Raw genomic sequence first — 22,838 nt, forward strand, 5'->3', positions numbered from 1 at the left:
CCCTTGTCAGTTCCCGCAAGTATCAGGGCGGGAACGCGTGGGCGGCTTTACGGCGGCGTTGCAAAGGTTCGGGATCGGTCGGCTGACCGTGGTGCTGGGCGTCGCCGCCGGCGTTGCGGCGGTGCTGGTCGCGGTCATGCTGCGCATCGGCCAGGCGCCGGACGCCCTGCTGTATTCCAACCTCGACCTGCGCGAGGCGTCCGAGGTCACCACGGCGCTGGACAGCGCCGGCATCAAATACAGCTCGCGCGGCGACGGCTCGACCATCTTCGTCAGCCGCGATCAGGTGGGCGAGGCCCGCATGCTGGTCGCTGGCAAGGGGCTCGTGACCTCGGGCAGCGTCGGCTACGAAATCTTCGACAACCAGTCGGTGCTGGGCCAGACCGAGTTCCAGCAGAACCTGAACGAGAAGCGCGCGCTCGAGGGCGAGCTGGCGCGCACCATCCAGACCATGCGCGGCATCCAGTCGGCCCGCGTGATGATCGCCACCCCGCGCCGCGAGCTGTTCCAGTCGCAGGCCGCCGAGCCGACCGCCTCGGTCGTCGTCGGCGTCACGGGCGGCCAGCTTACGGGCGCGCAGGTGCAGGCGATCCGCAACGTCGTCGCCTCCTCGGTGCCGAACCTGAAGCCCGAGAAGGTCACCCTGACCGACACCTCGAACCGCACGCTTGCCGCCGGCACGGACGGCGAGGGCTTCAGCGCGGCCTCGGCCGAGGAGGCCCGCGGCCAGACCGAAGCCCAGCTGAAGGCGCGCATCACAGACATCGTCGAGGGCGTGGTTGGCGTCGGCGGCGCGAGGGTGCAGGTCACGGCGGAGATCGACCATGCCCGCTCGACCACCCAGGAACAGCGCTTCGACCCGGACGGCCAGGTCGTCCGCTCGACCTCGACCAACGGCTCGGAAAGCCAGGACACGACCGGCGCTCCGGACGGCGGCGCGACGGCGACCAACAACATTCCGGGCGGTCAGGCTCCGGGTGCGACGGCCCAGGGCTCGCGCGACACCCAGAACACCGAGACCACCAACTACGAGATCTCGAACACCACCACGACCACGGTGAAGGAAGCCGGCGAGGTCAAGAAGCTGGCCGTCTCGGTCGCGGTCGACGGCCGCTGGACGCCCGGCGCCAATGGCGGCGAGCCGACCTATGCGGCACGCACGCCCGAGGAGATCGCCCAGATCAAGTCGCTGGTCGAGGCCGCCGTCGGCATCAACACCGAGCGCGGCGATCGCATCGAGGTGCTGAACGTCCGCTTCAACCGCGACGTCACCGCGGTCGGTGGCGAAGAGGCCGGCAACTCGCTGTTCAACTTCACCAAGAACGACATCATGCGCGGCGTCGAGCTGCTGGTGCTGCTGATCACCGGCGTGCTGCTGATCTTCTTCGTCCTGCGTCCGCTGCTGAAGACTGCGGCCGGCGGCGGCGCGGCCGGTCAGCCCCAACTGGCCGGCGCCGGTGGCGTGCCGGTGACCTCGCTGCAGACCACCGTCGTCGGCGGCGCGCCCGGCATGGCCGGCCAGCTCGGCGGTCCGTCGGAAATGGACCAGCGCCTGGATATCGCCCGCATCGAGGGTCAGGTGAAGGCGTCGTCGGTCAAGAAGGTCGCCGACTTCGTCGAGAAGCACCCGGAGGAGTCGACTTCCATCCTCCGAAGCTGGGTGCATGAAGGCTGATGGCCAGCCGGATGATCAACAAGAAGCCTGCGGTCGAGGACGCCCGCAAGCTCACCGGCCCCGAAAAGGCGGCCGTCATCCTGCTTTCGCTGGGTGAGGAACACACTCGCCTTTGGCAGGGGCTGGACGACGACGAGGTCAAGGAAATCTCCCAGGCCATGGCCGGTCTGGGCACCGTCAGCTCCAACGTCGTCGAGGAGCTGCTGGTCGAGTTCGTCTCGGGCATGAGCGGCTCGGGCTCGGTCATGGGCAGCTTCGAACAGACCCAGCGCCTCCTGGCCTCCTTCATGCCCGCCGACCGCGTCGACGGCCTGATGGAGGAAATCCGCGGTCCCGCCGGCCGGACCATGTGGGACAAGCTGGGCAATGTGAACGAGGCGGTCCTCGCCAACTATCTGAAGAACGAATACCCGCAGACCGTCGCCGTGGTCCTGTCGAAGGTGAAGCCGGACCACGCCGCCCGCGTGCTGACGTCGCTGCCCGAGGACTTCGCCCTTGAGTGCGTGCAGCGGATGCTGCGCATGGAGCCGGTTCAGCGCGACATCCTCGACAAGATCGAGCAGACCCTTCGCACCGAGTTCATGTCGAACCTGGCCCGCACGTCCAAGCGCGACAGCCATGAGCTGATGGCCGACATCTTCAACAGTTTCGACCGCCAGACCGAGGCCCGCTTCATCGGTGCGCTGGAAGAGCGCAACCGCGAGGCGGCCGAGCGCATCCGCGCCCTGATGTTCGTCTTCGAGGATCTGTCCAAGCTGGATCCGGGCGGCATCCAGACCCTGCTGCGCGCGGTCGAGAAGGACTCGCTGGGTCTGGCCCTGAAGGGCGCGTCCGAGAGCCTGCGCGAGATGTTCTTCTCCAACATGTCCGAGCGCGCCGCCAAGATCATGCGCGAGGACATGGAGTCGATGGGCCCCGTGCGTCTCAAGGACGTCGATCAGGCCCAGATGGCGATGGTCCAGGTCGCCAAGGATCTCGCCGCCAAGGGCGAGATCATGCTGGTCGGCCAGGGCGGCGATGACGAGTTGATCTACTGATGATGAGCTCGGCCCCCTCCCGTCCCTTCGCCTTCGACACCGAGTTCGACGCGGACGGCGTCGTCGTGCAGGCCTCGGCCTGGAAGCCCGCCAAGCGGTCGTACAGCCCCGAAGAGGTCGAGATGCTGGTCGCCCAGGCCCGCGCCGAGACCCGCGACCAGACCTTGGCCGAGCTGGCCGGCATCCAGACAATGGCCCTGTCGACCATCGGTCAGGCCCTGAACGCCGCCGCGCCCGCCCTGACCCAGATCGCCCGGCATCATCGCGAGCAGTCGGTGGAGCTGGCGCTGGCCGCCGCCCGCGTCGTCGCCGCCGCCTCGCTGGACCGCTTCCCCCACGGCCCGCTGCAGGCGGCGCTCGAGGCGCTGGGGCAGGAGATCGACGCCTCGCCCCGTCTGGTCATCCGCACCGGCGAACTGACCGACGAGACCCGCGCACAGCTGGAGCAGCTGTGCGCCGACGCCGGCTTCTCCGGACTGGTCGCCTTCCGCGATGAGCCCGGCCTGCCGACCGCCGCCTTCCGTCTGGAATGGGCCGACGGCCGCGCCGACTTCGATGCCGACAACGCCTTCGCCCGCATGGCTGAGGCTCTGAATTCCGCCCTCGCCTCCGAGGCCGGGCACGCTGAACACCTCATTGAGGGGAGGCCCTGATGGCGTCCGACAACATGGCTCTGGAAGAGTTCTCCGAAACGGGCGGCCTCGCCGCTCCCGAGGAGCACAGCGAGAAGAGCGCGCACGACCTCGCGCCCGTCTTCGACGTTCCGGTCAACATCTCCGCCGTGCTGGGCAAGGCCCACATGTCGGTGGCCCAGCTGCTGAAGCTGAACCGCGGCAGCGTGCTGGAGCTGGACCGCAAGGTCGGCGAGGCGATCGACATCTTCGTCAACAACCGTCTGGTCGCCCGCGGCGAGGTGGTGGTCGTCGAGGACCGCCTCGGCGTGACCATGACGGAAATCATCAAGACGGAAGACTCGGGCGCCTAAGCGATTTCAAGGAAATCGCGTCTTCCAAGGGGAGGGCGGCGACCGGCGGTAGAGAATTAAGGGAGAAGACCCATGCGGCTTCTGGTGGTTGGCAGGCTCAGCGGACAGCTGGCGACGGCGGTGAAGATGGCCATGGCGCACGGCGCCAAGGTCCAGCACGTCGAGCGTGGCGATCAGGCGACGGAACAGCTCCGCCGGGGGCAGGGCGCCGACCTGCTGATGGTCGACTATCGCGTCGACATCGCCGCCCTGATCTCGGCCAACGAGAACGAGCGCATCCATGTGCCGGTCGTCGCCTGCGGCGTCGACGCCGACGCGACCGACGCGGCCAACGCCATCCGCGCCGGCGCCAAGGAGTTCATCCCGCTGCCGCCCGAGGCCGACCTGATCGCGGCGGTCCTGTCGGCCGTGGCCGACGACGAGCGCCCGATGATCTCGGCCGATCCGTCGATGAAGCACGTCATCCAGCTGGCCGACCAGGTCGCCCGCTCGGAAGCCTCGATCCTGATCACCGGCGAAAGCGGCGTCGGCAAGGAAGTCATGGCGCGCTACCTGCACGCTGGCTCCAAGCGGTCGGAGCGTCCGTTCATCAGCGTCAACTGCGCGGCCATCCCGGACAACCTGCTGGAATCCGAGCTGTTCGGACACGAGAAAGGCGCCTTCACCGGCGCCATGGCCCGCCGCATCGGCAAGTTCGAGGAAGCCGACGGCGGCACCCTGCTGCTGGACGAAATCTCCGAGATGGACGTCCGCCTGCAGGCCAAGCTGCTGCGCGCCATTCAGGAGCGGGTGATCGACCGCGTCGGCGGCAACAAGCCTGTGCCGGTCAATATCCGTATCATCGCCACCTCGAACCGCGATCTGGCCAAGTCGGTCGCCGAGGGCAGCTTCCGTGAGGACCTGCTCTACCGCCTGAACGTCGTGAACCTGCGCCTGCCGGCGCTGCGCGAGCGTCCGGGCGACATCGCGGTTCTGGCCGACCACTTCGTCAAGAAATACGCCGCCGCCAACGGCGTGCCGGTCCGTCCGATCTCGGCCGAGGCCCGCCGCGCCCTGACCACCCACCGCTGGGCCGGCAACGTGCGCGAGCTGGAGAACGCAATGCACCGCGCGGTGCTGCTGGCGATCGGGCCCGAGATCGACGTCGAGGCCATCCGCCTGCCGGACGGCCAGCCGCTGAACGCCGGCGGCGGAGCGCCCGCCTATGACGCTGGCCCGGCCGGTCGCGCCGCCCACGTCGCCGACGTCGTCACCCGTTCGCACGTCGGCCAGACCGTCGCGCAGATGGAGAAGACGCTGATCCTCGACACCCTGTCGCACTGCCTCGGCAACCGCACCCACGCGGCCAACATCCTGGGCATCTCGATCCGCACCCTGCGCAACAAGTTGAACGAATACGCCGACGAGGGCACGAGCATCCCGGCCCCGCAATCGGGCATCGCCGCGTCCGGCTACGCGGCCTGACCATGACCCTGCCGATGGACCGCAGAAGCGTCCTGACCGGCCTTGGCGCGCTCGGCGTCATGGGCTGCTCGCCGCAGACCGAAACCGACGCCCGGCCGGCCGAACAGCCGGCGCGTCCGATGGCGCAGGCTGTGTTCCAGCCGCTCGACCTGTCGGCGCTGGAAGCCCGCCACGGCGGCCGCATCGGCGTGGCCGCGCTCGACATCGGCCGCGCCGCCGCCCTGGCCTGGCGTGGCGAAGAGCGGTTCGTCTACTGCTCGACCTTCAAGATGTATCTGGCCGCCGCCACCCTGCTGCGGGTGCAGGCGGGGCAGGAGCGGCTGGATCGCGCCATCCCGATCACGCGCGCGGACATGATCAGCCACGCGCCGACGACCGAGCCGGCGATCGGCTCGACCCTGACCGTCGAGCAGCTGATGGAAGGCACTGTCGGCCTCAGCGACAACCCGGCGGCCAACATCCTGATCCGCGAGATGGGCGGCATCGACGCCCTGCGCGCCTTCTATCGCGGCATCGGCGACGAGAGCACCCGCGTGGACCGTCTGGAGCCGGAGATGAACCGACTGGACGGCGACAAGGACACCATCCTTCCGGCGCAGTCCGTGCGGAATATGGAACGCCTGCTGGTCTCCGGCGACACCCCGCTGAGCGCGGAGTCGAAAGCCCTGCTGACCCGCTGGATGGTCGAGACCCCGACCGGTCCGGGGCGCATCAAGGCCGGCGTACCGGCCGGCTGGACCGTGGCGCACAAGACCGGCACGGGCGGCTATGGCCCGGTCAATGACATCGGCGTGCTGACGCCGCCGTCGGGCAGGCCGGTCGTGCTGGCCATCTACTATCACGCGACGCGGGACTCGAACCCGGACGCGCGCGAGGCCGTGATCGCCGAGGCGACCCGGCTGGCGCTGAAGGCGCTGGGTCATGACTGACGCCCCGGTTTCCTCGCCCCTGATGAAGGACGGCATGGCGCGCCCGACGGGTTCGGACATGCGCGGATGGTTGATGCGCGGCGAAGTCGGCATGGCGCTGGGCGTCATCGGCATCATCATGCTGCTGATCGTGCCGGTGCCCAGCTTCCTGCTGGACCTGCTGCTCGCCATCTCGATCGTCAGCTCTGTGCTGATCCTGATGACGGCGCTGATGATGAAGCGCCCGCTGGATTTCGCCATCTTCCCTACCGTCCTGCTGGTCGCGACCCTGTATCGTCTGGGTCTGAACCTGGCTTCGACGCGCCTGATCCTGACCCACGGTCACGAGGGTCACGACGCGGCCGGTCAGGTGATCCAGTCGTTCGGCGCCCTGATGATGGGCGGCAGCTTCATCATCGGCATCATCATCTTCGCCATCCTGCTGGTGGTGAACTTCGTCGTCATCACCAAGGGTTCGACCCGGATCGCCGAGGTTTCGGCCCGCTTCACCCTGGACTCCATGCCGGGCAAGCAGATGGCCATCGACGCCGATCTGTCGGCCGGCCTGATCGACGAGGATACCGCCAAGCTGCGCCGCAAGGAGCTGGAGCAGGAATCGACCTTCTTCGGCGCCATGGACGGCGCCTCCAAGTTCGTGCGCGGCGACGCCGTGGCCGGCCTCATCATCACCTTCATCAACGTGATCGGCGGCATCCTGATCGGCGTGATCCAGCACGGCCTGCCTGTCGGCGAGGCCGCCAACACCTACGTCCTGCTGACGGTCGGCGACGGTCTGGTCACCCAGGTCCCGGCCCTGATCGTCTCGATCGCCGCCGGCTTCCTGGTGTCGAAGGCGGGCGTCGAGGGCACGGCCGACAAGGCGATGGTCGCGCAGCTGGCCACCAACCCGGTCAGCCTGGGCGTCGTCTCGGGCGCCGCCGGCCTGATCGGCCTGATCCCCGGCATGCCCCTGCTGCCCTTCGCGGCACTGGCGCTGGGCGCTGGGTTCATGGCCTGGAAGCTGGGGCGGCAGCGACTGAAGCCCAAGGTGGTGGACGCCGAAAGCGTGGTCGCCGGCCCGACGGAAGACGTCGAGGAGCCGATCGGCACCGCCCTGACCATCGACGAGGTCAAGATCGAGCTGGGCTACTCCCTGCTGTCGCTGATCAACGATCTGGAGGGCCGTCGCCTGACCGATCAGGTCCGCGCCCTGCGTCGCTCGCTGGCGCAGGAGTACGGCTTCGTCATGCCGTCGGTGCGCATCCTCGACAACATGCGCCTGCCGACCCAGGGCTACGCCATCCGCATCAAGGAAATGGAGTCAGGGCAGGGCGAGGTTCGTCTGGGCTCGCTGATGGCCATGGACCCCGCCGGCCGTCAGGTCGAGCTGCCGGGCGAGCACACCCGCGAACCGGCCTTCGGTCTGCCGGCCACCTGGATCGACGAGAGCCTGCGCGAGGAAGCGACCTTCCGCGGCTACACGATCGTCGATCCGTCGACGGTGCTGACCACCCACCTGACCGAGATCCTGAAGGAGAACATGGCGGACCTGCTCTCCTATGCCGAGGTGCAGAAGCTGCTGAAGGAGCTGGGCGCCGAAGAGAAGAAGCTGGTCGACGAACTGATCCCCTCGGTGGTCACCGTCACCACCCTGCAGCGGGTCCTGCAGACCCTGCTGCGCGAGAAGGTTTCGATCCGCGATCTGCCGGCCATTCTGGAAGGTCTGGCCGAGGCCGCGCCGCATACCAGCTCGGTCACGACCCTGGTCGAACACGTCCGCGCCCGTCTGGCTCGCCAGCTATGCTGGCAGCACAAGGGCGACGACGGCGCCCTGCCGATCGTCACCCTGTCGCCGGAGTGGGAAGCGGCCTTCGCCGAGGCCCTGATCGGGCAGGGCGAGGACAAGCAACTGGCCATGGCGCCCTCCCGCCTGCAGGACTTTATCCGGGCGACCCGCGACGTGTTTGAACGCGCGGCGATGGCGGGCGAGACGGCGGTCCTGCTGACCGGCCCGCAGATCCGCCCCTACGTCCGCTCGATCATCGAACGCTTCCGCGGCCAGACGGTGGTCATGAGCCAGAACGAGGTCCACCCCCGTGCCCGCCTGCGGACCATCGGCTCGGTCTGATCTAGCGGGCGATCTGCCAGCCGCCTGACGAGGCATTGCGCGCAGCGTCATTGGCGGGGCGGGCGACCAGTCCAGACTGGGTGATCCAGACCTCGTACCGCGCGCCGTCCGCCATCGGCATATAGGCGGCGCCGCCGTACAGGGTGTCCACCGCGTCGACGTACCGGCGATAGCGCCGCGCCGCGTCCCAGGTGCTGATCCGCCAGGGCAGGGCGTAGTCGTCGCCGCCGGTCAGCGGATGCACGCTGCGCTCGGCGTTGATCTCCTGCTCCGTGGACTGATAGCGGCCCGACAGCCGATCCAGCCGGTACTGGGTGTCGAGGCCCAGCATATTGGCCCACGGCTGCCACTTCAGCACCTGGGCCTCTATCCGCCACTCGTCGCCGTGCACCGGATAGAGGTTCGCCGCCGCGGGCAGGTCCCCGCCGCGATCCGGCTGGATCAGGGTGACCTCATAGTACTGCGGGCCCAGCTGGCGGGTCTGCACCTGCGCCACCGGCCGTTCATAGGTCAGGCGAGCCCAGGTCTGGACGTCCAGCGCGATCAGGGTGGCGATGGCCGCTGCTGCGAGGAACCCCGCGCCGCCCGCGCCGACCAGAAGGCCGCTGAACAACCGGCCTCGGAACAAGGCGCCGAAGCCCTTGAAGAACAGAACAAGTCCGATGAATCCGACAGCCGCCGGAACAATCCACCACCACCACACCATGCGAGATTCGTCCCTTCCCCAAGGTCCTGCACTTCGGATCATTACCCTAAATCCCGAAGATCGAGAGAGTTTCTCCCTTGGGGCGACTGGACAGTTACAACGGCGTCGCTAATGCTCCCGCTCGATGATTTCGGCGCTCCGTCCCTTTCTGGAAGGTCTGGTCCAGTTCCTGCGGACGCCGACGCTGGGCCGTCGCGTCGCGGGCCTGCTGATCGTCGCCCTCATCCTGCTGCTGACAACCAACATCGCCACCTTCGTGATGATGCAGCGCACGGCCAGCTTCAACGACGACGTTGAAAGCACCCAGCAGCTGCGGCGCGAGATCCGGACCGTCTTCATCAACCTTATCGACGCCGAGACCGGCCAGCGCGGCTTCCTGCTGACGGGCAACAGCGACTACCTACAGACCTACAATGCGGCGATCACCCGCCTGCCGGAGTCGCTCGACGCCCTGTCGATGCATGCCGAAGGCGATCTGGATGTCGGCGAGCGCGCGAAACACACGCGCGAGCTTGCGGAGACGAAGGTCGTCGAACTGCAGCGCACGATCGACCTGGCCCGCACCGGCCGTGTCGGCGAGGCCCTCGGCGTCGTGCGATCGAACCGCGGCAAGGCGGCGATGGATCAGATCCGGTCGGAAACCCTCGCCATGGACGAGATCCTGCAGACCCGACTGCAGTTCCGCACGCGCCAGTCGGAATGGGCCGGCACGGTCACCGTGATCGCCAATTCGCTCGGCGCGGTGCTGATCCTCGTCCTTGGCGCGGTCAGCGCCTGGCTGATCCACCGTTATATCGTCGAAATCCGTGCGGGGCGTGATGCCCTCGACCGCATGAACGCCGGGCTGGAAGGGCAGGTGCGTGAGCGCACGGCCGACCTCACCCGCGCCAACGAGGAAATCCAGCGCTTCGCCTATATCGTCAGCCACGACCTGCGCGCGCCGCTCGTTAACGTGATGGGCTATACTTCCGAGCTGGAGCAGGCGGGCCGGATCGTCGACGCGGCCATCGCCGACGCCGAGAAGAAGCGGAAGGTGGATCCCGAGGTTATCGTGGCCGTCCGCGAGGAGATGCCCGAGGCCATCGGCTTCATCCGAGCATCGACCGAGAAGATGGACCGCCTGATCAACGCGATCCTGAAACTGTCTCGGGAAGGCCGCCGCCACCTGACGCCGGAGCGCCTCGACATGTCGGCCATGGCGCAGCAGATCGCCGACAGCGTCCGCCACCAGACCGAGGCCGCCGACGCCGAGATCCGCGTCGCCGACCTGCCCGCGATCGACAGCGACCGCCTGTCCATCGAGCAGATCTTCGGCAACCTCATCGACAACGCGGTGAAGTATCTCGACGCCTCCCGACCCGGCCTGATCGAGGTCACGGGCGAGCGGCAGGGCGACTGGGTCGTCTACCGCATCGCCGACAACGGCCGGGGCATCTCGGATCGCGACCACGAGCGCATCTTCGAGCTGTTCCGCCGCTCGGGCCGTCAGGACCGGCCGGGCGAGGGTCTCGGCCTGGCCTTCGTGCGCAACAGCGTGCGCCGCCTCGGCGGAGATATCACCGTGACGTCCGAGCTTGGAAAAGGCTCGACATTCACCCTCAAATTCCCCACACGCCTCATCCTTGCTGACGCCGGAGATTTTGCATGAGCACGTCCGTGAAGATCGTGATGATCGAGGACGATCACGGCCACGCCCGGTTGATCGAGAAGAACATCCGTCGTGCGAACATCGCCAACGACATCGCCCATTTCGACGATGGCGGCTCGGCGCTGGATTATCTGTTTTCTGACGAAGTGCGCGCCAACGGCCCGCTTCTGATCCTGCTGGACCTGAATCTGCCGGACATGTCGGGCACGGACATTCTGGAGAAGGTCAAGAACGACGAGCGCCTGCGCCGCGCCCCGGTCGTGGTCCTGACGACCACCGACGACAAGGTCGAGATCCAGCGCTGCTACGATCTGGGCTGCAACGTCTACATCACCAAGCCGGTGGACTATGAGAGCTTCGCCGGCGCGATCCGCCAGCTGGGTCTCTTCCTGTCCGTCATGCAGGCGCCGGAGATCGAGTGAGCACCACGGGGGAGCCCATCCGCCTGCTCTACATCGACGATGACCGCGGGCTGTCGCGGCTGGTCGAGAAGGAGCTGGGCCGCCACGGCTACGTGGTCACCTGCGCGCCCGATGGCGACGCGGGACTGGATGTGCTTGCCGAACGCGCCGCCGACTTCGATGTCGTGGCGCTGGATCACTATATGCCGGGCCGCGAGGGCCTGGACGTCCTGCCGGACATCATCGCCCTGAACGACCCGCCGCCGGTGGTCTATGTGACCGGGGCCCAGGAAGGCCGCATCGCCGTGGCCGCGCTGCGCGCCGGCGCCGCCGACTATGTCATCAAGGATGTGTCCGAGGACTTCACCGCCCTGCTGCGCAATGCGCTGGAGGACGCGCTGAACCGCCGCCGCCTCCACCGCGCCCACGAGGAGGCGCAGGAGCAGGTCCGCCTCGCCCGCGACCGCGCCGAGGCCATGTTGCGCGAGGTCAACCACCGCGTGGGCAACTCGCTGCAGCTGGTGTCCAGCTTCATGTCGCTGCAGCAGCGTCATCTGTCCGACGAGGGCGCCCGCGCGGCGCTGAAGGAGGCGCAGGCCCGCATCGAGGCCGTCGCACACGTCCACCGACGCCTCTACACCTCGGGCGACATGGCAACGGTCGCCATGGACGAATATCTCGACGGCCTGATCCAGGAGCTGGCCAAGTCGGTCGGTCCGGACGACGGCTCGCCGTCGCTGGTCCTGCAGGCCGAACCGATGGTCGTCTCGACCGATCAGGCGGTGTCGCTGGGCGTCGTCGTGACCGAACTGGTCACCAATGCCGTCAAGTACGCCTATGCGCCGGGACAGGGCGGCGAGATCCGCGTCATCCTGAAGCCGGGCGAGAACGGCCGCGCCCTGCTGACCGTCGAGGACGACGGTCCGGGCATGGGCGACGGCGCGGTCAAGGGCACGGGTCTGGGCGGCAAGATCATCTCGGCCATGGCCTCGGGCCTGCGCTCCGCCGTCGAGATCGACCACGGCCACAAGGGCGTCCGCGCCCGGCTCGCCTTCGACCTCTAGCCCTTCTCGCGCATTATCGTCCGTATGCTGCAGTTCGGCGCCCCCGATCCCTCGACCGACTACCGGTTCCGTCCCACTGCCTTCGGCTTGCTGCTGCGTGACGGCCTGCTGGCCTGCGTGCGCGTGGATCGGGGCGAGGGCAGCTATTTCGACCTGCCCGGCGGCGCCGTCGACGGTGACGAGACCGAGCCGCAGGCCGTCGTCCGCGAGTTTGTCGAGGAGACCGGCCTGACTGTCCGCCCGCTCGAACGGATCGCCGAGGCTGCCCAGTATTTCCGCAAATCCACCGGCGAGCCGCTGAACAACGCGGGCGGGTTCTGGACCGCCGAGCTCGTGTCGCAGGATCCCGCCGCAAAGGTCGAGGCCGACCACGAACTGGTCTGGCTTGAGCCCTCGGTAGCCCTGGCGTCGCTCCGCCATGAGGCTCATGCCTGGGCGGTGACGGCCTTGTTGCGCCAGAACGCCTGATCACGCGACTGTTTTGGCGCGGTCGGGAACGGCCACGGCTCCCGAAGGTTGTTCTGTCCGAAGCGGCGCCATCCCGGCGACGCCATCTCAGGAGCACATCATGCCCGATCAGGATCGTATCGAAGGCGCCGCCAAGAACATGGGCGGCAAGATCAAGGAAGCCGCCGGCAAGGTGACCGGTGACGAGAAGCTGAAAGCCGAAGGCAAGGCCGATCAGGTCGAAGGCAAGGTCCAGAACGCCGTCGGCGGTCTGAAGGACACCCTGCGCGGCGACAAGCGCAACTGATCGATCCCCCGCGGATCATCGACGCCGCGCCCCTGATCGGGCGCGGCGTTCGCATGTGAGGCCGTCAGTCGTTGCCGCCGATGCGGAAGCGCAGGCCCTCGTCGCGGTTGTCGGGTTGGGCGCCCGTCGGGCGACAATCCTGCTGCCAGGCGACCCCGCCCTGCGCGCGGGCTTGCGGCCGGGTCTCGCAAGCGCGTTCCTGCAACACCGGCCCTGTCGGCGCCGACCGGGACGGTGCGCCGCATTGCAGGGCGTAACGATCGCCAGCGGCTTCCTGTCGGCAGTTCTCGGCCGCGCCGCCGCCCGACAGCCCGGCCGGCAAGGCGTCGCCGAGGTTGGCCGCCAGGGCGAAGCGCACACGCGACTGACAGGCCTCCATCGTCTCGTCCGCCTTGCGGATCAGAGGGCTGCACTCTGAACGCTCGTAGCCATAGGGATCGTTGCGCGCCCAGTCAGGGATCGGCGGTGCGGCGATGGCCGGCGTTTCCGGTTCAGTCGGCGCCGGGGCATTCCAGACGACCTGCCCGGAGGCGGCCTGCTGCATCACCAGAACCGAGGCGAAGACGGCGGCGAGCATGGCGTTCCCTCCCGAATGCAGCGCCAGCGTAATCTATTTCGCCAGCGCCCGCATCGCCTTCTCCAGTCCCTCCAGCGTCAGCGGATACATCCGCTCGTCCACCAGTTCGCGGATCAGCCCGACCGAGGCGGAATAGCCCCAGTATTTCTCGGGCGAGGGGTTCAGCCAGGCGACCTTGTCCCACTGCTGCGTGGCGCGTTTCACCCAGCCCGCGCCGGCTTCCTCGTTCCAGTGCTCGACCGAGCCGCCCGGCATGGTGATCTCGTAGGGGCTCATGGTGGCGTCGCCCACGAAGATGGCCCGCCAGTCGCCGGGGTATTTGTTCAACACCTCCCAAGTGTCGATCTTCTCTGCATGCCGACGCCGGTTGTCCTTCCAGACGCCCTCGTAGAGGCAGTTGTGGAAGTAGAAGAATTCCAGATGCTTGAACTCGGTCTTCGCGGCCGAGAACAGCTCCTCGCACATCTTCACATGGGCATCCATCGAGCCGCCGATGTCGAGGAACAGCAGCACCTTGATGGTGTTGCGGCGCTCGGGCCGCATGTGGATGTCCAGCCAGCCCTGACGCGCAGTGCCGTCGATGGTGGCGTCCATGTCCAGCTCGTCCGGCGCGCCCTGCCGGGCGAAGCGGCGCAGACGACGCAGGGCGACCTTGATGTTGCGGGTGCCCAGCTCGACCTGGTCGTCCAGATTCCGGTACTCGCGCTTTTCCCAGACCTTCACGGCCCGGCCGTGCTTGCCCTGACCGCCGATGCGCACGCCCTCGGGATTGTAGCCGCCGTTGCCGAACGGACTGGTCCCGCCGGTGCCGATCCACTTGTTCCCGCCCTGATGCCGGTCGTGCTGCTCCTCCAGGCGCTGCTTCAGCGTCTCCATCAGCGTGTCGAACCCGCCCAGCGCCTCGATCTGCGCCTTCTCCTCCTCGGACAGGTATTTCTCGTTCAGCAACCGCAGCCAGTCCTCGGGGATGTCGGTCGTCAGGTCCTCGCCCGCGCCGATCGTCTCAATCCCCTTGAACACCTTTCCGAAGACCAGATCGAACCGGTCGTAGTGCTTCTCGTCCTTGACCAGCACCGCCCGCGACAGATGGTAGAAATCCTCGACCTTCCCGGCCGCTACGCCCTTGTCCATGGCCTCCATCAGATGGAGCCATTCCTTCATCGAGACGGGGACCTTCGCGTCGCGAAGAGCGGTGAAGAAGGGGAGGAGCATCAGAAGATTTCTGCGGGAGGCGGGAGTGGCGGAAGCGCCGCTTTGAGCTCAGGGATTTTTGTCAGTGACAATCGCCAAAGTTCGGCATGATCGATCTGTCGATACTCGTGAGCGATCAGGTGGCGAAGGTTGATGATCTTTTTCCATTCAACTTCGGGGACTGCTGCCTTGAACGATGCCTTGAACGATGCCGACAACTTGTTGGCCGTTTCTCCGAGGACCAGAAAATGCAGGGCCAACGCGTGGGGCAGGGAGATGTCAGCGAGAAAAAGGTCACGGTCTCGATCAGTGACCAGCCCTTCGATCTGCGAGATGCGCTGGATCATCTCATAAACATAGGCGGCGTCGCGCGGGTCAGACCACAAGGGCGTCCCTTTCCGCCGTATGGCGAATGTAGGGGTTGGTCAGGTTTTGGCTCAACACCAGCTCGACCTTGATGCCCAGCTTTTCGGTCAGCGCGTCCTCCACCGGCGAGCTTCCCCACGGACCTTGCGGCCCGGCCTCATCCACCAGCAGATCCACGTCACTGTCGGGGCCCGCCTCGTCCCGCGCATAGCTGCCGAACAGGCGCACGTTCACGATCCCCTGTTCGGCCATCCAGGGCTTCAGGGCGCGCAGCTTGGTCAGGAGCTCGTCGCGGGTCATCACGCCAATATAGTCTATCCGCGCCGCAGGATGAACTCGTCGTCCATCCAGCTGCCGACCGGGTATTGATACTCGCCAGCCTTCTCGAACCCGTAGGCCGCATACAGCTTCTGGGCCTTCAGATTGCCGCTCCAGACGCCGATCCACAACGGGCCGTCGGTATTGGCTTCCATCCACTCCAGCGACACGGCCAGCAGCTTCGTTCCAAGGCCCAGCCCCTGCGCGGCCTTCGACACGTAGAGGCGGCGCAGTTCGGCGTGGCTGGCGCGGCCGTCGGGGTGGGGCAGGGTGTTGGGCCCGGTGTTGGCGAAGGCCAGCAGTTCCCCGTCCCGCTCGGCCACCCACCACGCCGCGCCGGGCTCCTGCAGCTTCGTGCGGATCGCCTTGGCGTTGAAGCCGGCGTCGAGGAAGGCGGTCAGGTCCGCCTCCGGATAGGGAATGCCGAAGCCGGTGACGAAGGTGTCGATGAAGGTCTGGCGCCCGATCACCGCCAGGGCGGCGGCGTCGTCGAGGCGGGCAGGGCGGATCACGGGCTCGGTCATGCCCCGCGCTTACGGCCCCGATCAGTGCGCGACAAGGCCGGACCGGACGCCTAGTCTCGCCGCATGAGCGTGACCCTGTTCACCCACCCGGACATGCTGGCCCACCAGCCCGGCGTCGGACACCCCGAACGACCCGAACGCCTGCATGCGGTGCTGGACGCCCTGTCCGACGCCGGGCTGGGCCGCGACCGTCATGCGGCGACCGAGGCGGCCGTCGCCGATCTGGAGCGATTGCACCCGGCCGACTATGTCGCCCGCCTGCTGGCCGCGTCGCCGCAGAGCGGCATCAACCAGCTGGACGCCGACACCATCCTGTCGCCCGGCAGCGTTCGCGCCGCCCGCCTGTCCGCCGGAGCGGTCATCGACGCCGTGCGCGCCGTCGCACGCGGCGAGACCGTCCGCGCCTTCGCCGCCGTCCGCCCGCCGGGCCACCATGCCGAGCCGGCCAGGGCCATGGGCTTCTGCCTGTTCTCCAACGTCGCGGTCGCCGCCCGTGTGGCCCAGGCCGAGGGTATGGCGCGGGTCGCGGTCATCGATTTCGACGTCCATCACGGCAACGGCACCCAGGCAGCGTTCGAGAACGACGACAGCCTGTTCCTCGGCTCCATCCACCAGATGCCGCTGTATCCCGGCACGGGCGCGGCGTCCGAGACCGGCGTCGGCAACATCGTCAACGCGCCGGTCGAATCCCATGCCTCCCGCGAGGCATGGCGCGCGACCTTCGCCGGCGGCCTGATGCCGGCGCTGCAGTCCTTCCGGCCCGACCTGATCCTGATATCGGCCGGCTTCGACGCCCATCGCCGCGATCCGTTGGCGCATCAAAGTCTGGAGGCGGACGATTTCGCCTGGGCGACACACGCCGTCGTGGAAGTCGCGAGGTCGTGCTGTTCAGGCAAGGTTGTTTCCTCGCTCGAGGGCGGCTACGACCTAGAAGGGCTCGGTCGTTCTGCGGCCGCCCATGTCCAGGCTCTGGGGGAGGACTAAAGGCCGGATCGTTCTGAACTTTCCGCCTGTAATGCATGTCAGCCCCCGCCCGCGACCTCCAGCTTGACGCCGCCGATCCCGCGCCGATTCCCCGGGGCGCGGCCCTCGTCTCCGTGCGCCGCGGTTCGATCACCCTGACCCGTCACGGCGAGCCGGCCCTGTCGCGCAAATGCATGCTGACGTCCGATCAGTACCGGGCGTGGTGGGCCAAGTACGAGGTCGGCGGCCTGCGCGCCGGCCAGACCCCGCCGCCCGAACTGCTGGCCACCGCCGAGGGCGCGGCCGTCATCTATTCCTCGACCCGTCCGCGTGCTCTCGAAACGGCCGCCGCCGCCGCCGGGGGCAAGGACGTGACCGTCGATGCCCTGTTCATCGAGGCGCCCCTGCCGCCGCCGCACTTCCCGTCGTGGTTCAGGCTGCCGCCGAAATACTGGGGCGGCGTCGCCCGCTTCTGGTGGCACGCCTTCAACCATCACGAGGGGCAGGAAACCCGACGCGAGGCCGAGGTCCGCGCCGAGCAGGCGGCCCAGACCCTGATCGGCAAGGCCGAGGCGGGACAGGACGTGCTGGTCTTCGCCCATGGCTACTTCAATCACATGGTCGGCAAGCGCCTGAAGGCCGCCGGCTGGAAGCTGGTTCACAACCAGGGCTTCCGTTATTGGTCCCAGCGCCGGTACGAGAAGGCCTGATGCGCGCCTTGCTGGCCGGGCTGCTCTGCCTCGCCGCCGTGGCCGTGCCGCTGTCCGCCGTTGCGCAGGACTCCCCCGTCCGCGTCGAGATCCGCACCTCCGAGGGCGTCATCCTCGCCGAGACCGACCCGCGCGCGCCGATCACCTCGGCCAACTTCCTGCGCTATGTCGACGAGGGCCGCTTCGACGGCATGACCTTCTATCGCGGGCTCCAGCTCGCGCCCGGCCACGGCCTGATCCAGGGCGGGACGCGGAATCTCAGCGACCGCACCCTCCCGCCCATCGCCCACGAGCCGACCAGCGAGACGGGCCTGACCCACACCGACGGCGCCTTGTCGATGGCGCGCTTCGCCCCCGGCACGGCCACCGGCGACTTCTTCATCATCCTCGGCGACGTCAGCTCGCTGGACGCAGGCAAGGTCACGCCCGACGATCCGGGCTTCGCCGTCTTCGGCCGGGTGGTCGAGGGCATGGACGTCGCCCGCCGCATCCTCGCCGCCCCGAAATCGGCCACCGAAGGCGAGGGCGACATGCGCGGCCAGATGCTGGAGCCGCGCGTGCAGATCCTGTCCGCGCGCCGGGTCGAGGTTTCTTCCAATCCGGAATGACGTCGCACCTCCGGTCTGTGCTTGAGGCAGGCGCGCGCCGCCTCTAGGGTCGCCGGCCATGACTGAAGCCGCCTCAATCCCCGCCGACCTCAGCTTCGAGGACGCCCTGCAGCGCCTCGAACAGATCGTCCAGAAGCTCGAATCCGGCCAGGCGCCGCTGGAAGAGTCGATCGCCCTCTATGAGGAAGGCGCGCGCCTCAAGGCCCACTGCGAGACCCGGCTGAAAGCCGCCCAGCTGCGCGTGGAGAAGATCGTGGTCGGTTCCGACGGCCAGGCGAAGGGTGTCGAGCCCGCCGAGTTCGGCTGATGCCCTCCCTGGTGAATGCTCCCGCCGAAACCATCGGCTTCGACGACTTCATGAAGGTCGACATCCGGGTCGGGCAGGTCGTGAAGGCCGAGCCTTTCCCCGAGGCGCGCAAGCCCGCCTACAAGCTGACCATCGACTTCGGCCCGGATATCGGAGTGAAGAAGTCCTCGGCCCAGATCACCGTCCACTACACGCTGGACCAGCTGCAGGGCCGCAAGGTCGCCGCCGTGGTCAACTTCCCGCCGCGCCAGATCGGCCCGGTCATGTCCGAGGTCCTTACGCTGGGCTTCCCGGACGAGAACGGCGAGGTCGTGCTGGTCGGCGTCGATCGCGAAATCCCCGTCGGCGGGAGGCTGTTTTGAAGCCCCCGCACGCCGCCAATTCCCCGGAACAAGGCGTCATCGACCGCGTGGCCGAGATCGCCGATCTGGTCACTGTGGCGCTGGACGAGCTGCTGCCCCGCGCCGACGGCCCCGAGTCCCGCCTGACCGAGGCCATGCGCTATGCGGCGCTGGGCCCCGGCAAGCGCCTGCGCCCCTTCTTCGCCCTGGAAGCGGCGACCCTGTTCGACATCGAGGAGCGCCCCGTCCTGCGCGCCGCCTGCGCCCTGGAGTGCGTCCACGCCTACAGCCTGGTCCACGACGATCTGCCGGCGATGGACAACGACGACATGCGCCGCGGCCGGCCGACCCTGCACCGGGCCTATGACGAGGCCACCGCCATCCTTGCCGGCGACGCCCTGCAGACGGCCGCCTTCGACATCGTCCTGCATGAGGACACCCACGAGGACCCTGCCGTCCGCTGCGAGCTGGCGGCCCGCCTGTCGCTGGCGTCGGGCGCGCGGGGCATGGCCGGCGGCCAGATGATCGACCTGCTGGGCGTGCGCGATGACCTCGGCGGCGTCGCCCGCATGCAGCGGCTCAAGACCGGCGCCCTGTTCACCTACGCCTTCGAGATCCCGCTGATCATCGCCGGCGCCCGCGAGATGCACCGTCAGGCCCTGACCAGCTTCGCCCACGACATCGGTCTGGCCTACCAGATCGTCGACGACCTGCTGGACGCTGAGGGCGATCAGGACATCCTGGGCAAGGCGGCGGGCAAGGACGCGGCCCAAGGCAAGACCAACTTCGTCACCCTGCTGGGCATAGAGGCGGCGCGACAGAGGGTCGCGCACCTCGCCGACCAGGCCCGCGGCCATCTGGACGTCTTCGGCCCCGACGCGGATATCCTCAAGGCCAGCGTGGACTTTGTGCTTCAGCGCCGGTCCTGATACAGCCATCCGCCCTGCACCGGTCCTGCACTGATTTTCCAGACCGGTTCGATCCGTCACGCAGCGAAATGCGCTACAGCGTGTTGGAAGACTTAGGTTTAGGTACTCCACCCGAATGCCCGACACCCCGCTTCTCGATCAGGTGAAGATCCCCGCCGACATGCGGGACTTCGACATCGCCCAGCTGAAACAGCTGGCGGACGAGGTTCGCACCGAGACCATCGACGCCGTCTCCGTGACCGGCGGCCACCTGGGCGCCGGTCTGGGCGTGGTCGAGCTGAGCGTGGCCCTGCACCACGTCTTCGAGACGCCGAAGGACATCCTGATCTGGGACGTCGGTCACCAGTGCTATCCGCACAAGATCCTGACCGGCCGTCGCGACCGCATCCGCACCCTGCGCATGGGCGGGGGCCTGTCGGGCTTCACCAAGCGCGCCGAGAGCGAATACGACCCGTTCGGCGCGGCCCACGCCTCGACCTCCATCAGCGCCGCCCTCGGCTTCGCCGCCGCCCGCGACCAGAAGGGCGAGAGCAACCGCGTCGTGGCCGTCATCGGCGACGGTTCGATCTCGGCCGGCATGGCCTATGAGGCGATGAACAACGCCGCCGAGGCGACCAATGGCCAGCTGATGGTCATTCTCAACGACAACGACATGTCGATCGCCCCACCGGTGGGCGGCATGAGCGCCTATCTGGCCCGTCAGGTCTCGGGCGGCGCCTATCGTCAGGTCCGCAACATCGGCAAGAAGTTCGTCGAGCACATGCCGCGCCCGTTCAGGAACGCCGCGCGCAAGGCCGAGGAGTACGCCCGCGGCATGGTCGTCGGCGGCACCTTCTTCGAGGAGCTCGGCTTCTACTACGTCGGCCCCATCGACGGGCACGATATGGACAACCTGGTCCCCATCCTGAAGAACGCCGCCGCCATCACCGATCGCCCGGTGCTGGTCCATGTCGTCACGCAAAAGGGCAAGGGCTATGCCCCGGCCGAAAGCAGCGCCGACAAGCTGCATGCCGTGGTCAAGTTCGACGTCGTCTCGGGCAAGCAGTCCAAACCCGTCTCCAACGCTCCCAGCTACACCAAGGTCTTCGGGACCGAGCTGATCAAGCGGGCCGAGCGCGATCCGTCCATCGTCGCCATCACGGCCGCCATGCCGTCGGGCACCGGTCTGGACCTGTTCGGCGCCGCCTTCCCGGACCGCACCTATGACGTCGGCATCGCCGAGCAGCACGCGGTCACCTTCGCCGCCGGCCTCGCCGCCGACGGCATGAAGCCGGTCTGCGCCATCTATTCGACCTTCCTGCAGCGCGGCTATGACCAGGTCGTCCACGACGTGGCGATCCAGAGCCTGCCCGTCCGCTTCGCCATGGACCGCGCCGGTCTGGTCGGCGCCGACGGCTCGACCCACGCCGGCAGCTTCGACATCGGCTTCATGGGTGCCCTGCCGGGCATGGTGCTGATGGCCGCTTCGGACGAGGCCGAACTGGCCGCCATGATCGCCACCAGCCTCGAGATCGACGACCGTCCGTCGGCCTTCCGCTATCCGCGCGGCGACGGCGTCGGCGTGGACATCCCCGAGCTGTCGGCCCCGCTGGAGATCGGCAAGGGCCGGGTGGTGCGCGAGGGCACGGCCGTCGCCCTGCTGTCGTTCGGCACGCGCCTGCAGGAAACGCTCAAGGCCGCCGATGCGCTGGCCGCCAAGGGCGTGTCGGCCACCGTCGTCGACGCCCGCTTCGCCAAGCCGCTGGACGAGGAACTGATCCTGCGTCTGGCGCGCGAGCACGAGGCCCTGATCACGATCGAGGAAGGCGCCATGGGCGGCTTCGGCGGCTTCGTGCTGCAGATGCTGGCTTCGAAGGGCGCGCTGGATTCGGGTCTGAAGATCCGCACCCTGCACCTGCCGGACGTCTTCCAAGATCAGGACTCGCCGGTGGCCCAGTACGCCGCCGCCGGTCTGAACGCCGAACACATCGCCGCCGCAGCCCTTCAGGCGCTGGGTGTCGAGGCCAGCCGCGCCGTCCGGGCGTAAGGCTCCACGCAACCCGAATGCCCCGACCGCCGTTTCCTGACGGTCCGGGGGCGGTTCGGAGAGTTGTCGTGAAATCCATATCCCTCGCCCTCGGCCTTGCGCTGCTGGTCGCCGCGCCTTCCGCGCTGGCGCAGGACAATGCGCCGCCCGAGCTTCAGGTCTTCCGCACCAGCGATAGCGCCATGACCTGCGTCCAGATCGCCGACGAGGCGGCCACGCTCAGCGAAACCTTCGGCAGCGAGCGTCCCAGCGTTTTCGGCCGCTTCATGGGCGTCGCCCGCACCGGCGTCGCCATGGTTGTCCCCGGCGCTGGCCTCGCCATGGCCGGCGCGGACGCGCTGACCGCGGAAGAACGCCAGCGCAAGGCCGCCCGCGAAGCCGCCGTTGAACAGCGCTGGTACTACCTCAACGGCCTGTACACCGGCCAACGCTGCGACCAGCAGGCGGAGCAGGCCTCGGTCGAAGCGCCTGTGGTGGCGGTGACGCCGCAGCAGTAACCCCTCCACCACCGCCTCCGGCGGCGGTCCCCCTCCCCATCTTCGATGGAGAGGTGAGCACAGACACAGATTCACCTCTCCACCGCAGGTGGGGAGGTGGCTCGGCGCGCTAGCGAGACGAGACGGAGGGGTTCTACGCCGCGCACTATTTTCCGATTGTCAGCCATCCCCCGCCGGCCAACCCGCTGAAATCCCCCGCTCTCTCAGAAAAGTAGCGTTACGAAGCGTCCTGACTTTCCGCCGGCCTCATACTCTTCGCCATCCCGTCGATGGGGAGGGCGTCGGATCCACGCTTCTCGACGACGGCGGGCTGTGGTCGAGCGACGAAGCCGGGGCGACGGGTAGTCTCGGGGTCCTCGTCGGACAGTGATGGATGCTGTCCGCTTGCTCGCCGCGCGGCTTCAGTGGAACTGCCTGTTCCACTCCGGTCGGTCCCGGCAACGGGAGCGATCGTTGACCCGGCAAGGCTCCAACAGGGCCGCCAACCCGGGGGCGCGCGTCCAACGACCACGCGGGGCGGTCTGCTTCGTCGAAACGGTATTTATCTATCAGCACCGGGCGAGGCCCGGCCGCCCCGCGCCTTCCCCGAACTTTCCCGCAGCGATGCCGGAGAGCGCGCCTGCATGACCCCTCCGTCTCGCCGGCTGGTCGCCGTCGAGCCACCTCCCCACTGCGTGGAGAGGTGAGCGTGCGCTGACTCACCTCTCCGCG

26 protein-coding genes are annotated in these 22,838 nt (G+C 68.0%); 20 read left to right on the plus strand and 6 right to left on the minus strand.

The features are described 5' to 3' along the window. The first annotated feature begins 37 nt into the window (after positions 1-37). The 7 genes from fliF (at position 38) to flhA (ending at position 8,197) form a co-directional block, all read left to right on the plus strand. Positions 38-1,675 carry a flagellar basal-body MS-ring/collar protein FliF gene (fliF, locus tag ABDZ95_RS06270; RefSeq protein WP_343791798.1) on the plus strand — a complete coding sequence of 546 codons (1,638 nt, stop codon included), beginning with the start codon at positions 38-40 and terminating at the stop codon, positions 1,673-1,675. After that, entirely contained in the window at positions 1,675-2,712 is a 1,038-nt protein-coding gene (gene fliG, locus ABDZ95_RS06275) for a flagellar motor switch protein FliG (RefSeq protein WP_343791800.1), read from the plus strand. Before fliF ends, fliG begins: the two co-directional genes overlap by 1 nt. Before the next feature lie 2 nt (positions 2,713-2,714). Then, positions 2,715-3,365: a FliH/SctL family protein gene (locus tag ABDZ95_RS06280; RefSeq protein ID WP_343791802.1), complete on the plus strand. Its 651-nt coding sequence runs from the start codon at positions 2,715-2,717 to the stop codon at positions 3,363-3,365. Continuing rightward, complete coding sequence (gene fliN / locus ABDZ95_RS06285) at positions 3,365-3,697, plus strand: flagellar motor switch protein FliN (RefSeq protein ID WP_343791803.1); 333 nt, start codon at positions 3,365-3,367, stop codon at positions 3,695-3,697. Before ABDZ95_RS06280 ends, fliN begins: the two co-directional genes overlap by 1 nt. A 72-nt stretch (positions 3,698-3,769) precedes the next feature. Continuing rightward, positions 3,770-5,161, plus strand: a complete 1,392-nt coding sequence (gene flbD / locus ABDZ95_RS06290; protein ID WP_343791805.1) for a sigma-54-dependent transcriptional regulator FlbD — start codon at positions 3,770-3,772, stop codon at positions 5,159-5,161. Between the two features lie 14 nt (positions 5,162-5,175). Then, positions 5,176-6,090 carry a class A beta-lactamase gene (bla, locus tag ABDZ95_RS06295; protein ID WP_343791807.1) on the plus strand — a complete coding sequence of 305 codons (915 nt, stop codon included), beginning with the start codon at positions 5,176-5,178 and terminating at the stop codon, positions 6,088-6,090. A 22-nt stretch (positions 6,091-6,112) separates the two neighbouring features. Next, positions 6,113-8,197, plus strand: a complete 2,085-nt coding sequence (gene flhA, locus ABDZ95_RS06300) for a flagellar biosynthesis protein FlhA (protein WP_343792289.1) — start codon at positions 6,113-6,115, stop codon at positions 8,195-8,197. Between the two features lies 1 nt (position 8,198). On the opposite strand, the gene ABDZ95_RS06305 is transcribed toward flhA, so the two are convergent. After that, positions 8,199-8,903, minus strand: coding sequence for a hypothetical protein (locus tag ABDZ95_RS06305; protein WP_343791809.1), 705 nt, complete (start codon positions 8,901-8,903; stop codon positions 8,199-8,201). Positions 8,904-9,027: 124 nt separating this feature from the next. Here ABDZ95_RS06305 and ABDZ95_RS06310 point away from each other — a divergent pair, with 124 nt between their 5' ends. The 5 genes from ABDZ95_RS06310 (at position 9,028) to ABDZ95_RS06330 (ending at position 12,770) form a co-directional block, all read left to right on the plus strand. After that, entirely contained in the window at positions 9,028-10,551 is a 1,524-nt protein-coding gene (locus ABDZ95_RS06310) for a sensor histidine kinase (protein WP_343791811.1), read from the plus strand. After that, positions 10,548-10,973, plus strand: coding sequence for a response regulator (locus ABDZ95_RS06315; RefSeq protein ID WP_343791813.1), 426 nt, complete (start codon positions 10,548-10,550; stop codon positions 10,971-10,973). The genes ABDZ95_RS06310 and ABDZ95_RS06315 overlap by 4 nt, the downstream gene beginning before the upstream one ends. Then, on the plus strand, positions 10,970-12,016 hold the full coding sequence (locus ABDZ95_RS06320; RefSeq protein WP_343791815.1) for a sensor histidine kinase: 1,047 nt from the start codon (positions 10,970-10,972) through the stop codon (positions 12,014-12,016). The genes ABDZ95_RS06315 and ABDZ95_RS06320 overlap by 4 nt, the downstream gene beginning before the upstream one ends. Before the next feature lie 24 nt (positions 12,017-12,040). Beyond that, positions 12,041-12,484: an NUDIX domain-containing protein gene (locus ABDZ95_RS06325; protein ID WP_343791818.1), complete on the plus strand. Its 444-nt coding sequence runs from the start codon at positions 12,041-12,043 to the stop codon at positions 12,482-12,484. A gap of 100 nt (positions 12,485-12,584) precedes the next feature. Further along, positions 12,585-12,770 carry a CsbD family protein gene (locus ABDZ95_RS06330; protein WP_343791820.1) on the plus strand — a complete coding sequence of 62 codons (186 nt, stop codon included), beginning with the start codon at positions 12,585-12,587 and terminating at the stop codon, positions 12,768-12,770. Positions 12,771-12,834: 64 nt separating this feature from the next. Here the strand turns inward: ABDZ95_RS06330 and ABDZ95_RS06335 are convergent, their stop codons facing one another. From ABDZ95_RS06335 to ABDZ95_RS06355, 5 genes are read right to left on the minus strand one after another with little or no spacing between them, the layout of a single operon-like run. Beyond that, on the minus strand, positions 12,835-13,347 hold the full coding sequence (locus ABDZ95_RS06335; protein ID WP_343791822.1) for a hypothetical protein: 513 nt from the start codon (positions 13,345-13,347) through the stop codon (positions 12,835-12,837). Between the two features lie 33 nt (positions 13,348-13,380). Then, a complete protein-coding gene (locus ABDZ95_RS06340) occupies positions 13,381-14,559 on the minus strand; it encodes a vWA domain-containing protein (RefSeq protein WP_343791824.1) in 1,179 nt (392 codons plus the stop codon). Next, positions 14,559-14,924, minus strand: a complete 366-nt coding sequence (locus ABDZ95_RS06345) for a HepT-like ribonuclease domain-containing protein (protein WP_343791826.1) — start codon at positions 14,922-14,924, stop codon at positions 14,559-14,561. Before ABDZ95_RS06345 ends, ABDZ95_RS06340 begins: the two co-directional genes overlap by 1 nt. After that, positions 14,914-15,204 carry a nucleotidyltransferase family protein gene (locus ABDZ95_RS06350; protein WP_343791828.1) on the minus strand — a complete coding sequence of 97 codons (291 nt, stop codon included), beginning with the start codon at positions 15,202-15,204 and terminating at the stop codon, positions 14,914-14,916. Before ABDZ95_RS06350 ends, ABDZ95_RS06345 begins: the two co-directional genes overlap by 11 nt. Before the next feature lie 14 nt (positions 15,205-15,218). Beyond that, complete coding sequence (locus tag ABDZ95_RS06355) at positions 15,219-15,746, minus strand: GNAT family N-acetyltransferase (RefSeq protein ID WP_343791830.1); 528 nt, start codon at positions 15,744-15,746, stop codon at positions 15,219-15,221. Positions 15,747-15,809: 63 nt separating this feature from the next. Between ABDZ95_RS06355 and ABDZ95_RS06360 the strand changes: the two genes are divergently transcribed. The 8 genes from ABDZ95_RS06360 to ABDZ95_RS06395 all read left to right on the plus strand — a co-directional run bounded on the left by ABDZ95_RS06360 (position 15,810) and on the right by ABDZ95_RS06395 (position 22,127). Next, a complete protein-coding gene (locus ABDZ95_RS06360) occupies positions 15,810-16,730 on the plus strand; it encodes a histone deacetylase family protein (RefSeq protein ID WP_343791832.1) in 921 nt (306 codons plus the stop codon). 35 nt (positions 16,731-16,765) lie between these two features. Continuing rightward, positions 16,766-17,419, plus strand: a complete 654-nt coding sequence (locus ABDZ95_RS06365) for a histidine phosphatase family protein (RefSeq protein ID WP_343791834.1) — start codon at positions 16,766-16,768, stop codon at positions 17,417-17,419. Continuing rightward, positions 17,419-18,027, plus strand: a complete 609-nt coding sequence (locus ABDZ95_RS06370; RefSeq protein ID WP_343791836.1) for a peptidylprolyl isomerase — start codon at positions 17,419-17,421, stop codon at positions 18,025-18,027. The genes ABDZ95_RS06365 and ABDZ95_RS06370 overlap by 1 nt, the downstream gene beginning before the upstream one ends. Positions 18,028-18,085: 58 nt before the next feature. Then, positions 18,086-18,334, plus strand: a complete 249-nt coding sequence (locus ABDZ95_RS06375; protein WP_343791838.1) for an exodeoxyribonuclease VII small subunit — start codon at positions 18,086-18,088, stop codon at positions 18,332-18,334. Beyond that, positions 18,334-18,696 (plus strand): tRNA-binding protein, encoded by a 363-nt coding sequence (locus ABDZ95_RS06380; protein WP_343791840.1) that lies wholly within the window; start codon positions 18,334-18,336, stop codon positions 18,694-18,696. The genes ABDZ95_RS06375 and ABDZ95_RS06380 overlap by 1 nt, the downstream gene beginning before the upstream one ends. Positions 18,697-18,734: 38 nt before the next feature. Continuing rightward, entirely contained in the window at positions 18,735-19,604 is an 870-nt protein-coding gene (locus ABDZ95_RS06385; RefSeq protein WP_343792292.1) for a polyprenyl synthetase family protein, read from the plus strand. 115 nt (positions 19,605-19,719) lie between these two features. Then, on the plus strand, positions 19,720-21,630 hold the full coding sequence (gene dxs, locus ABDZ95_RS06390; protein ID WP_343791842.1) for a 1-deoxy-D-xylulose-5-phosphate synthase: 1,911 nt from the start codon (positions 19,720-19,722) through the stop codon (positions 21,628-21,630). A 68-nt stretch (positions 21,631-21,698) separates the two neighbouring features. Next, on the plus strand, positions 21,699-22,127 hold the full coding sequence (locus ABDZ95_RS06395; RefSeq protein ID WP_343791844.1) for a hypothetical protein: 429 nt from the start codon (positions 21,699-21,701) through the stop codon (positions 22,125-22,127). The last annotated feature ends 711 nt before the right edge of the window (positions 22,128-22,838 follow it).

The organism is Brevundimonas kwangchunensis, from assembly GCF_039523815.1.
GTDB lineage: Bacteria > Pseudomonadota > Alphaproteobacteria > Caulobacterales > Caulobacteraceae > Brevundimonas > Brevundimonas kwangchunensis.

What these genes read in the sequence shown, in the direction of transcription:
- ABDZ95_RS06325 (WP_343791818.1), top strand. Translation starts at nt 12,041, where the DNA reads ATGCTGCAGTTCGGCGCCCCCGATCCCTCGACCGACTACCGGTTCCGT.
- fliN (WP_343791803.1), top strand. Translation starts at nt 3,365, where the DNA reads ATGGCGTCCGACAACATGGCTCTGGAAGAGTTCTCCGAAACGGGCGGC.
- ABDZ95_RS06330 (WP_343791820.1), top strand. Translation starts at nt 12,585, where the DNA reads ATGCCCGATCAGGATCGTATCGAAGGCGCCGCCAAGAACATGGGCGGC.
- ABDZ95_RS06350 (WP_343791828.1), bottom strand. Translation starts at nt 15,204, where the DNA reads ATGACCCGCGACGAGCTCCTGACCAAGCTGCGCGCCCTGAAGCCCTGG.
- flhA (WP_343792289.1), top strand. Translation starts at nt 6,113, where the DNA reads ATGAAGGACGGCATGGCGCGCCCGACGGGTTCGGACATGCGCGGATGG.
- dxs (WP_343791842.1), top strand. Translation starts at nt 19,720, where the DNA reads ATGCCCGACACCCCGCTTCTCGATCAGGTGAAGATCCCCGCCGACATG.
- ABDZ95_RS06370 (WP_343791836.1), top strand. Translation starts at nt 17,419, where the DNA reads ATGCGCGCCTTGCTGGCCGGGCTGCTCTGCCTCGCCGCCGTGGCCGTG.
- ABDZ95_RS06355 (WP_343791830.1), bottom strand. Translation starts at nt 15,746, where the DNA reads ATGACCGAGCCCGTGATCCGCCCTGCCCGCCTCGACGACGCCGCCGCC.
- ABDZ95_RS06360 (WP_343791832.1), top strand. Translation starts at nt 15,810, where the DNA reads ATGAGCGTGACCCTGTTCACCCACCCGGACATGCTGGCCCACCAGCCC.
- ABDZ95_RS06335 (WP_343791822.1), bottom strand. Translation starts at nt 13,347, where the DNA reads ATGCTCGCCGCCGTCTTCGCCTCGGTTCTGGTGATGCAGCAGGCCGCC.
- ABDZ95_RS06340 (WP_343791824.1), bottom strand. Translation starts at nt 14,559, where the DNA reads ATGCTCCTCCCCTTCTTCACCGCTCTTCGCGACGCGAAGGTCCCCGTC.
- ABDZ95_RS06310 (WP_343791811.1), top strand. Translation starts at nt 9,028, where the DNA reads ATGATTTCGGCGCTCCGTCCCTTTCTGGAAGGTCTGGTCCAGTTCCTG.
- ABDZ95_RS06305 (WP_343791809.1), bottom strand. Translation starts at nt 8,903, where the DNA reads ATGGTGTGGTGGTGGTGGATTGTTCCGGCGGCTGTCGGATTCATCGGA.
- fliG (WP_343791800.1), top strand. Translation starts at nt 1,675, where the DNA reads ATGGCCAGCCGGATGATCAACAAGAAGCCTGCGGTCGAGGACGCCCGC.
- flbD (WP_343791805.1), top strand. Translation starts at nt 3,770, where the DNA reads ATGCGGCTTCTGGTGGTTGGCAGGCTCAGCGGACAGCTGGCGACGGCG.
- ABDZ95_RS06315 (WP_343791813.1), top strand. Translation starts at nt 10,548, where the DNA reads ATGAGCACGTCCGTGAAGATCGTGATGATCGAGGACGATCACGGCCAC.
- ABDZ95_RS06280 (WP_343791802.1), top strand. Translation starts at nt 2,715, where the DNA reads ATGAGCTCGGCCCCCTCCCGTCCCTTCGCCTTCGACACCGAGTTCGAC.
- bla (WP_343791807.1), top strand. Translation starts at nt 5,176, where the DNA reads ATGGACCGCAGAAGCGTCCTGACCGGCCTTGGCGCGCTCGGCGTCATG.
- ABDZ95_RS06365 (WP_343791834.1), top strand. Translation starts at nt 16,766, where the DNA reads ATGTCAGCCCCCGCCCGCGACCTCCAGCTTGACGCCGCCGATCCCGCG.
- ABDZ95_RS06380 (WP_343791840.1), top strand. Translation starts at nt 18,334, where the DNA reads ATGCCCTCCCTGGTGAATGCTCCCGCCGAAACCATCGGCTTCGACGAC.
- ABDZ95_RS06375 (WP_343791838.1), top strand. Translation starts at nt 18,086, where the DNA reads ATGACTGAAGCCGCCTCAATCCCCGCCGACCTCAGCTTCGAGGACGCC.